The following is a 1056-nucleotide window of genomic DNA, read 5'->3' as shown; positions in this document are numbered from 1 at the left end:
CGACCTCATCCAAATCAAATGTTGGTGGATGAAATACATCCAGCTGATCCAGGCTGCGGCCCTGCAATAATTCGGTGACGGTACGTTCCAATGCCACTTCAAAACTCGGATGTGCGCCAAACGAGGCAAACACTGAACCATCTTTTGGGTTAATTAATGTCACGGACATTACTGGAAACTGACCGCCCAGTGATGCATCAGCTACTCGCAGGTGATAACCGTGATCACGTAATTCCTGTAAGGCCTGTTGGATTTTTGGGAAACGGTTAAGTATTTCATCAGGGACTTCCGGCAGGCAAAGCCCTTCGGCAATGATCTTGTTTTTCACATAACGTTCAAACACTTCAGACAAACCCTGAACACGGGCTTCATTCTGCGTATTACCGGCTGACATGCCATTACTGACATAAATATTGCCAATCACATTGACTGGAATGTAACGGATTTCACCATCACACAAACGTTGGTAAGGCACGGCACAGATACCGCGTTCGCCATCACCGGAGTTGGTATCAAACAACATATCCGGCGTTAGTTCATTTTCCGGATCAAAATATTTCCACAGGCTTTCATCCATCAAGCCTTCCGGCATCTCATCACCATCAATATCAAACCAGCGTTCATTGGGATAGTGCACAAATTCACTGTTACTGTGATGTTCGCCCAGATAGAAATCAGCAAAAAAGTAATTGCAGCTAAGCCGTTCGAAATACTCGCCCAAAGCACTGGGCAGACAGGCTTTTTCACTGCTGCCTTTGCCATTGGTAAACATTAAAGGACAGGTTTTATCGCGGATATGCACAGAATAAACATTACTGACCGGATTGAGCCAGGAGGCTTCTTCGATATCAAAACCAAACGATTTTAATTTGGCCTGCATGGTGGCGATGCTGGTTTCCAGATCGCTGTCTTTGCCTTTAATAAAGGTTTGTTCAGTCATGATGAAGTACTCGTGTGGATAAAAAAGCCCCCAGTAATGGGGGCTTTTTCAGTTAGCCTGCTTTGGCTTCACATCTTAACAGCTTTGCGGGTTGTGCTTTTTGCATAATTGCCATT

Annotated in this window: 1 protein-coding gene; it reads right to left on the bottom strand. The window is 45.1% G+C overall.

Translation table 11 applies throughout. The features are described from left to right. Positions 1–940 (bottom strand): YcaO-like family protein (locus tag B3O33_RS05115; protein WP_292363130.1); only part of this gene is annotated, 940 nt, incomplete at its 3' end. Positions 941–1056: the final 116 nt, after the last annotated feature.

Source organism: Methylophaga sp. UBA1464 (assembly GCF_002325665.1).
Lineage (GTDB): Bacteria > Pseudomonadota > Gammaproteobacteria > Nitrosococcales > Methylophagaceae > Methylophaga.
This window is presented reverse-complemented; position numbering and strand designations above follow the sequence as displayed.